The following is a 7,982-nucleotide window of genomic DNA, read 5'->3' as shown; positions in this document are numbered from 1 at the left end:
CCCGCACAACGACTCTGGTACGGCTGACAGCATCAACATCCGCTGAAGTCATCGCCATCGCGGAACAACTCGCAGGTCTCGGGCACCCCGTACGCGTTTTGACCCGCTCGGGCAGCGGCCCGGACCATCCCCTGGTGGAAAAGATGCGCGTCGATGCATCCGATCCTGACCAGCTCAAGGAAGCCATCACCGGTGCAACGGCCGTCTTCCACTGCATCCACGGTTCCGCCTACAGGGCGGCGGCCTGGGCAGCGGAACTCCCCAGAGCCGAGCAAGTGGTGATGGACGCGGCCGCAGCCGCGGGCGCCGTCGTCGTATTTCCTGAAAGCCTGTACTCGTACAGTGAACCCGAACGCATCATGACCGAATCGAGTCCCCGCGAAGCCGCCGGCGGGAAGCGCGGTATCCGGACGGCGCTGCTGAAGGCTCGACGCGAGCACGCGGCAAACACCGTAAGCGTAGTGGCGGGTGACTTCTTTGGGCCGCGCGTGAAGATGGCACATGCCGGCGAGCGCATGGTCACGCCGATCCTGGCGGGCAAACGGCTGCAGTTCATTGGCAGCGCGAACCAGCCACATTCATTCACCTACGTACCGGACCTCGCTGCGGCCATGATCGCTGCCGCGGGGAAGCCCGAAGTCTGGAACAGCGTGCTGCATGCCCCCACCGGCGCGGCCGTGACCCAGCGGGAAATCGCGGTTGCGCATGCACGCGCGGCGGGCCTGACGACGCCGAAGGTGAGCGCCGTCCCAGGTTGGGTACTGCGGGCCGCCGGAATGGTCTCAACCGATATGCGCGAACTGGCTGAATTGCTGTATCAGTTTGAGCGCCCATTCGTGATGGATTCCTCCGAAAGCCAGCGGATGCTGGGCTTGGACCCGACTCCCCTGCCGGAAGCCGCCGCCACAACCATGGCGTGGTGGCGTGGGGCTGACCGGGGCAATTCTTAACGGGTTCTTAAAACCCTCGGCGCAGAATCGAAGAAACGATTCGTCCTGTCGAGGGGTTCCATGTTTCAGCAGTCCACACCGCATCCCGTGCGCTTCAAGCCTCTGCCCGCACCGAAACACTGGCTGGCCATGGGGCTGGTACTCGCGGCCGCCGTCGTGTTGGCGGGGTGGGCAATACAGGCAGTTCCTGGGCTGACCCTGGCTGAACTGGCTGTTGATGATGATTTCAGCCGTCACCACTCTTCCGTGCTGACGGGGCTTGCCTTGGTTTTGAACGTGCTTTTCGGCCCGGTCGCGGGCGCGATAATCGTGATCGCTGTCAGTCTTTATCTCGCACTGATCCGACGTTCCCCGCAGGATGCAGCACTTTTTTCGCTCACAGTGGCCTCCGGGTGGTTGACGTGCCAAGTGTTCAAGGCGGTTATCGGCAGGATCAGGCCGGACCCTGCCCTGCTGTTCGATCCCTTGGTACCGGAGCCTGTATCCAACAGCTTCCCCAGCGGCCACACGTGCCTGGCCGTCGCACTCACGCTGGCGATGTTCTTTCTGGTCCGTGAAACACGATGGGCGAAACCTGTCCTCTGCGCGGGGGCGGTCGTGACTGTTGTGGTTGCCTGGTCCCGCGTGTACATCGGAGCCCATTATCCGCTGGACGTTGTTGCCTCACTCCCTGCATCAATTGCGGCGGTGATGATCATGGCTGGAATCTGGAACCGCTACGCACCTGCCCTCACCACCGCCATCCATTCCCGCGCAACTTCCCTACGCACCCCCAAATGAAAGAGTCCCTTATGGATCCCTTTGCCTTGGCGCCTGCGCTGAACCATACCGAGCTCCTCCCCATCCTGGATCCCGCCAGCCTCCTGCAGGGCTTGGGTCCGGCAACCCTCGCAGTGGTGGCCCTGATGATCTTCATTGAATCGGGGGTCCTGTTCCCGTTCCTGCCAGGTGACTCGTTGCTCTTCACTGCCGGACTCCTTCACCAGCAATTGAACCTGACACTTCCTGTGTTGATTACGGTGGTGACAGTGGCCGCCATAGCTGGCGACCAGGTGGGTTACCTGTTGGGACGCCGCTTCGGACGCCGGTGGTTCTCCGATGATGCCCGGGTCCTGAAAACGTCCCATCTGGCAAAGGCCGAAGACTTCTTCAGGCGTCGTGGCGGCCCCGCGCTGATCCTTGCCCGCTTCGTACCGGTGGTGCGCACCTTCGCGCCCCTCAGCGCAGGGATCGCCCGGTATCACTACAAGTCCTTTGCCCTCTGGAACATCACGGGTGCGATCCTTTGGGCAAGCTCCGTTACCCTCCTTGGCTCCTGGTTGGGCCATTTCGAGGTCATCGCAAAGAACATCGACGTCATAGCCGTGGTCATGGTGTTGGTCTCTGTGCTGCCCTGGGGCATCGAATACCTCAAACACAGGCGTGCCCGCGCATCGGAGTCCTCCTCCGCGCAAGAATAGATCCGTGATCACTGACTCCAAGCTGTCCGTCCTGCTGGTGGAAGACGATCCTGCCTTGGGACCCCTGATCGCCGAGCTCCTTGAGCCCGACTACCAGGTGCACATCGCCGTCGACGGCCGTGAAGGTTTGCGGCAGGCACTGATGGGAGGCTGGGATGCGATGGTGATCGACCGGGGGCTTCCGGGAATGGACGGCATCGCATTGATCTCCGCGCTCCGTTCCAAGGGGATCGCCACCCCAATCCTCATCCTCACTGCCCTGGGCGCTGTGGACGAGAAGGTCCGGGGGCTCGACGCCGGCGCGAATGACTACATGACCAAGCCCTTCGACGCCATGGAATTGGGAGCGCGGCTGAGGGCCTTGACCCGCAGCTACCACCAGGCGCCCCGGACCACAGTTATCGGCGACTGGGAACTGGACCCCACCACCAGGTCCATGCGCTCCGTTCACGGATTCCTTGCCTCCTTGACCGCGACCGAATCGGAGTTGCTGTCGGTTCTTGCTGCCGAGCCGGACCGGGTGTTCACCAGGGAGGAGCTGATTGTCGCCACTGACAGTCAGGGTGACCTGCCAGGTGTCATTGACACCCACGTCCATCACCTCAGGCGAAAAGTCGCCAGGTCGGTCATCCGTACCGTCCACGGGGTGGGTTACCAGATAGGCGAAGCACATGACTGATCAGTCCATGGCCGCGGCCCAGGATCAGGCCATCCTTCGCAAGGCTTCCCTGAAGATCGCTGTCCGAATCAGCGCAGTCTGCGCCCTGCTGGTCCTGTGCCTCCTGGCTGCGGCAACCGCCTACCTGCTGAACCGGGCCGGCAACACGGAACCCGCCGAACCCGGGGCCGTTTACGCCTATCTCGACACCAAAGACCTGATCAAAGCCATGGTCATCGCCGGGGCAGCAGGCATCCTGCTCGCCGGCGGCGTTGGCTGGCTTAGTGCACGCAGCGCCATCCGGCCTCTCGGCGAAGCACTGACGCTGCAACGACGCTTCATCCAGGACGCCAGCCACGAGATGCGGACACCCTTGGCAATCCTTGATGCCAGAATCCAGGTGGCACAACGCAGCACTGCTCCGGATTCACCTGCCGGCCAGCAACTCTCGCGGATCCGGGACGACACAGCTGCCCTGACCGGAATCGTCAACGAACTCCTCGAATCCGCCACGGGCTCCCACCAGGAACCGGCCGCAGCGCCAACGAACATCTCCGACGTCACCCAGGAAGTGGTGGACAGCCTCCAGCAGTTGGCTGCGGACCGGGGCATCACCCTGCACTGTTCAAGCAACGGGCAGCCTCGGTCGATGATCACGCCACAGCGACTTCACCGTGCCATCCTCGGTCTGGCCGAGAACGCCCTTGGCCATACGCCGGCAGGCGGTCACATCACGGTTGCCAGTGACGTGACCGCTCACCAGGCGGTCATCACCGTCACCGATACGGGCCACGGAATTACTGGGATTGATCGCGACCGGATCTTCGACCGTTTCGCCCGGACAACCGCCCCACGCGCTGGCCAACAGCAGCGTAGCTTCGGGATCGGACTGTCGCTGGTCCGCGATATTGCCGTGGCAGCGGGCGGCTCCGCAGACGTCGCATACACAGGCCCGGAAGGCACCTGCATGCGGATTACGCTGCCCTTGGCAACCGGCTGACGCTCCCGGGCGCCCACTCCAGGAAAAAGGAAACAGAAGCGTTCGACGGCGGGTGCGCACCGCCGTCGAACGCTTTAGTTGGATGTGGGCCGGCTACATCTGGCCGATGTCAATGCCCGTAACGGGATCGCCGGCGCGGTCGTAGGCGAGCAGGATGGCGCCATTGGGAAATGCCTGTGGCGGCTGGGCCAACCGGAAGGCAGCGGGCACGCCTGCGCCGTCCGGGAACAACCGCTTGCCCGTTCCGAACGTCAGTGGGTAGAGGTACAGGTTGAGCCTGTCCAGGAGGTCCGCTTCAAGGAGCGAGCGTGCCAGGACGCCGCTGCCTATGATGTGGATGTCGTTGAACCGTTCCTTCACCGCCGCTACGTCCTTCGCCTCGGCCAAGACCGTGGTCCCTTCCCAGTTGGCATCTGCCAGGGTGCCCGAGACCACGAACTTGGGCAGGCCATTGAGCTTGTCGGCTATGTGACCGCTTTGCTGTGGCCAATACTGGGCGAAGATGTCGTAGGTTTTGCGTCCCAGGAGGAGCGCGTCCATGCGGTCGATGCCCGCTGTAATCGCGGCGCCGGCCTCTTCGTCTGAATACGCAGCCTGCCAACCGCCGTATCCGAAGCCGTCCGAGGTGTCCTCGTCGGGACCGCCCGGTGCCTGGTAGACGCCGTCGAGGGTGAGGAAAAGGTCAACAGAAAGTGTGCCCATAGTGTGTTCCTTCGGTGGAAGTCCGAGCCTGCCCTTGGATGCGGGCCATCCTAGTCCGACTGGCCGCCAAGGGCTACGAGGAACCTCCCCGGCTTTTGTACAGAAAGTGCCCTAATAAGGCTCCATCAGGGGCATTTGCGGGAGTAGCCTTGTTCCAGTTGATGTAGTGGATCTCTGTCCGGCTGGGGTTCTGCCGTGGGCCAAGTGCGTTCGTCGCTGTCCGACCTCCTGGGGGTACTTTCCGACGCCGTCGCCCCTCAGCATGTAAGGTTCGACGACGGGTCCCCCACCGCCGTCGTTCCGCCACCGGACGCTCCAGTCACCGTACGGGCCGTAACCCTCAGCAGGGTGGGAAGGTCACGCCGCGAGGGGCCGGTCCTGGACCTGGAACTGAGGGTTGCCGTGGAATGCCACGGTCCGGAACAGCTGGACAACATGGAGCAATTGCTGCTGGCTGTTGAACTCCACAGCCAGTACTCCGTGGTCTCCAACGGTGAACTCCCGCACGACGAGTACTCCGGCGCCATCCAGCAGGGACTGGGTTTCCTGGTGCGCATCCCGGTATCCCTCCGCTTCGAGGAACCGTCCGGTCCTTCCACCCAGCCTGCCGCGGGAACGCCAGGTGCAGGCCGTCGGATCCGGGGGCGGCTGGTGGACGTGCATAACAAAGGGATCCCCGACGCCTACATCCATGCCCACTCCTCCGCCTCAGCTGCTGTAAGCGATGCGACCGGGCACTTTGAAGTGGTGACATCCACCGATGAACTCCAGCACTTCGCTGTTGCCGTGGACGGCACTGAACGGGAAGTTTCGGCGAGCACCAGGAGCCTTCCCCTGATCATCCGCTGGACCTGATTCTGGAATCATTTGCTCCCCGGGGCCGCTCCCATGAAAAGATCAACCATGCGTCCGATGCAGCACTCCAGCAAACTCCAGAACGTCCGCTACGAACTCCGCGGTCCCCTCCTCCAAGCCGCCAAGGCCATGGAAGCGGAAGGCCACAGGATCCTCAAGATGAACCTCGGGGACACCGCACCGTTCGGCCTGGAAGCGCCGGAGTCCGTTGTGGTGGACATGATCCACCACCTCCGCGGAGCACAGGGTTACAGCGACTCCAAAGGGATCTTCTCCGCCCGCACCGCCATCTCGCAGTACTACCAAACCCGCGGGCTCATGAACATCGGCGTCGAGGATCTCTTCATCGGCAATGGCGTCAGCGAACTGATCTCCATGACCCTCCAGGCGTTCATGGAGAACGGCGACGAGATCCTCATCCCCGCCCCTGACTACCCCCTGTGGACCGCAGCCGTGACGTTCACCGGCGGCCAAGCCGTTCACTACCTCTGTGATGAGGACGAGAACTGGTGGCCGGACATGGCCGACGTCGAAGCGAAGATCACCCCGCGCACCAAGGGCATTGTGATCATCAACCCGAACAATCCCACCGGGGCCGTCTACCCGCGGCACATCCTTGAACAGTTCGCCGCCTTGGCGCGGAAGCATGACCTGGTGCTGTTTTCGGACGAGATCTACGAGAAGATCCGCTACGTCGACGCACCCCACATCCACACCGCGGCAGTGGCCGAGGACGTGTGCGTGCTGACGTTCAGCGGACTGTCCAAGGCCTACCGCATGCCCGGCTACCGCGCCGGCTGGGTGGCTGTGACCGGGCCGCTTGCTGCCACTGCTGCGTACCGCGAATCCCTGGAACTGCTGGCTTCCCTGCGCCTGTGCGCCAATGTTCCGGCACAGCACGCCATCCAGACCTGCCTTGGCGGGTACCAAAGCATCGAGGCTTTGATTCGTCCTGGCGGACGCTTGCGCGAACAACGGGATCTGGCGTGGAAACTGTTGACGGCCATCCCGGGTGTTTCCTGTGTGCCCGCCGCTGGTGCCATGTATCTGTTCCCCCGGTTGGACCCTGAGATCTACCCCATCGAAAGCGACGAGAAGTTCGTCCTCCAACTACTGCAGGAACAGAAGATCCTGGTTTCGCACGGCACTGCCTTCAACTGGCCAACGCCGGACCACTTCCGTTTCGTAATCCTGCCGGCAGTGGAGGACATCGAAGAAGCGGTGCGCCGTATATCGCACTTCCTCGCGGCATACCGGAACCGGCCGGCACGGGAAGCCAACTGATTAGAGTGCCGGGTCCACCATGGTCATGCCGGCCGGGTTGGCCTGATCGAAGCCGGGCAACAACACGGCAGCTTCTTCCAGGCCGATGGTGCGTTCGATCAGCAGTTGCGGCTCAAGCGAGCCTTGCTCGATGAGCGTCATCATCCCCGGATAGTCCACAGCGGCCATGCCGTGGCTGCCCAACAGGTCCAGTTCCCAACCGATCACCCTTGCCATGGGCACTTGCGGGTTGCCATCGATGGACGGCAGCAAACCAATCTGGACATGCCGCCCGCGCCTGCGAAGGCTAAGGATCGCGTCGGCGCAGGTCTGTTCACTTCCGACAGCGTCAACCGCTACGTGGCTGCCTCCGCCGGAGAGGACGTTTACGGTGGCAGGGATGTCGGTGCCGTCAGCGAGGATCGTGTGGTCAGCGCCCAGCCGGTCGGCCACAGCCAGGGCTGCCGGGTTCCGGTCCACCACAATGACCTTCGCTCCCATGGCCTTTGCGATCATCACGGCGCTGAGCCCCACGCCTCCCGCGCCCACCACGGTCACCCATTCGCCGGCCTTGACCTGCGCCCGGGCTGCCAACGCACGGTACGCCGTGGCGAAGCGGCAGCCGAGGCTGGCCGCCGTCGTGAATTCAATACTGTCCGGGATGGCAACCAGGTTGCTGTCAGCTGCGTGCAGTGCAACGTACTCGGCGAACGATCCCCAGTGGGTGAAACCGGGTTGCTGCTGCTCGGGGCAGACCTGCGCATCGCCTGCCAGGCACCATTCGCACGTGCCGCACCCGCAGACAAAGGGGACGGTAACGCGGTCGCCCACCTTCCAGTTCCGGACGCCCGTGCCAACCGCGTCGATGACACCGGCGAGCTCATGCCCGGGGACATGGGGCATGGCAATGTCGTCGTGGCCGGCCCACGCGTGCCAGTCGCTGCGGCACATGCCCGTAGCGAGGACTTTCACCACAACGCCCCCGGCTGGTGCCTCCGGTTTGTCGACCTCCCGAACGTAGGGCTGGGTCCGGACTTCATCAAAGATCACTGCTCGCACGGACTGACTCTAACAATCGGGCAGCACTGTCACAC

9 protein-coding genes are annotated in these 7,982 nt (G+C 63.3%); 7 read left to right on the top strand and 2 right to left on the bottom strand.

Going from position 1 to position 7,982, the window contains the following annotated elements; all coding sequences use genetic code 11:
• The first annotated feature begins 23 nt into the window (after positions 1 to 23).
• Genes ABHM97_RS21015 through ABHM97_RS20995 form a run of 5 tightly spaced genes read left to right on the top strand, consistent with a single transcriptional unit; the run spans position 24 to position 4,068 of the window.
• A complete protein-coding gene (locus ABHM97_RS21015) occupies positions 24 to 950 on the top strand; it encodes an NAD-dependent epimerase/dehydratase family protein (RefSeq protein ID WP_349472094.1) in 927 nt (308 codons plus the stop codon).
• Between the two features lie 60 nt (positions 951 to 1,010).
• Positions 1,011 to 1,730, top strand: coding sequence for a phosphatase PAP2 family protein (locus ABHM97_RS21010; RefSeq protein ID WP_349472090.1), 720 nt, complete (start codon positions 1,011 to 1,013; stop codon positions 1,728 to 1,730).
• Positions 1,727 to 2,410, top strand: coding sequence for a DedA family protein (locus tag ABHM97_RS21005; RefSeq protein ID WP_349472089.1), 684 nt, complete (start codon positions 1,727 to 1,729; stop codon positions 2,408 to 2,410). Before ABHM97_RS21010 ends, ABHM97_RS21005 begins: the two co-directional genes overlap by 4 nt.
• A 4-nt stretch (positions 2,411 to 2,414) precedes the next feature.
• Entirely contained in the window at positions 2,415 to 3,089 is a 675-nt protein-coding gene (locus ABHM97_RS21000; protein ID WP_349472088.1) for a response regulator transcription factor, read from the top strand.
• A complete protein-coding gene (locus tag ABHM97_RS20995; RefSeq protein ID WP_349472087.1) occupies positions 3,082 to 4,068 on the top strand; it encodes a sensor histidine kinase in 987 nt (328 codons plus the stop codon). Before ABHM97_RS21000 ends, ABHM97_RS20995 begins: the two co-directional genes overlap by 8 nt.
• A gap of 93 nt (positions 4,069 to 4,161) precedes the next feature.
• On the opposite strand, the gene ABHM97_RS20990 is transcribed toward ABHM97_RS20995, so the two are convergent.
• Positions 4,162 to 4,770, bottom strand: coding sequence for a dihydrofolate reductase family protein (locus tag ABHM97_RS20990; protein WP_349472086.1), 609 nt, complete (start codon positions 4,768 to 4,770; stop codon positions 4,162 to 4,164).
• A gap of 195 nt (positions 4,771 to 4,965) precedes the next feature.
• Between ABHM97_RS20990 and ABHM97_RS20985 the strand changes: the two genes are divergently transcribed.
• Positions 4,966 to 5,625: a hypothetical protein gene (locus ABHM97_RS20985; RefSeq protein ID WP_235517794.1), complete on the top strand. Its 660-nt coding sequence runs from the start codon at positions 4,966 to 4,968 to the stop codon at positions 5,623 to 5,625.
• Positions 5,626 to 5,673: 48 nt separating this feature from the next.
• Positions 5,674 to 6,909, top strand: a complete 1,236-nt coding sequence (locus tag ABHM97_RS20980; protein WP_349472085.1) for a pyridoxal phosphate-dependent aminotransferase — start codon at positions 5,674 to 5,676, stop codon at positions 6,907 to 6,909.
• On the opposite strand, the gene ABHM97_RS20975 is transcribed toward ABHM97_RS20980, so the two are convergent.
• The gene (locus tag ABHM97_RS20975; RefSeq protein ID WP_349472084.1) at positions 6,910 to 7,947 is read right to left on the bottom strand and encodes a zinc-dependent alcohol dehydrogenase family protein; all 1,038 of its coding nucleotides are present in this window, start codon (positions 7,945 to 7,947) and stop codon (positions 6,910 to 6,912) included.
• Positions 7,948 to 7,982 lie beyond the last annotated feature (35 nt).

The sequence above is a fragment of the Paenarthrobacter sp. CAP02 genome (assembly GCF_040137855.1).
In the GTDB taxonomy this organism is placed as follows: domain Bacteria; phylum Actinomycetota; class Actinomycetes; order Actinomycetales; family Micrococcaceae; genus Arthrobacter.
The sequence above is the reverse complement of the archived record's forward strand: the minus strand, read 5'-3'. Positions and strand labels throughout refer to the sequence as shown.